This window comes from Polaromonas sp. P1_G1, assembly GCF_056405595.1.
The window spans coordinates 1-403 of record NZ_JBFUBU010000243.1 but is presented as its reverse complement, the minus strand read 5'-3'; the positions used below and the strand labels follow the sequence as shown (position 1 = coordinate 403).

Here is a 403-nt window from a genome sequence, read left to right as displayed (position 1 = left end):
GATAGCGGACACTGTGTCCAATAAAGGGCTTCGTGGCCGCTATCTTCCGGGCACTGGCAAATGCCTCCAAGCACCTTGCGCAGCCCTCCGGCCACTACCAGACACAACGCGATCTCGTGTTCAGGAGACCTCTATGAAAACCCGTTTACCTGCACCTGCAGAGGTAGTGGACCGCCGCATCCAGCGCACCCGGGACGCGCTGCGTGAGGCATTGATGCAGCTGATGGTGGAGTGCGGCTGGGACGCTATCGACGTGCTGACGTTGTGTGACCGCGCCAATATTGGCCGCTCGACCTTCTACCAGCACTATCCCAACAAGGAGGAGCTGCTCAAGGCCAACTTTGCCGGGCTGCGCGACGCCTTGTTGGCGCAGGCGCTTGCAGGCCCTGCGCAGCCAGGGCAA

1 protein-coding gene is annotated in these 403 nt (G+C 61.5%); it reads left to right on the top strand.

Going from position 1 to position 403, the window contains the following annotated elements:
- Positions 1–133: 133 nt before the first annotated feature.
- A partial coding sequence (locus AC1D1Y_RS26675) for a TetR/AcrR family transcriptional regulator (protein WP_477684995.1) occupies positions 134–403 on the top strand: 270 nt, incomplete at its 3' end.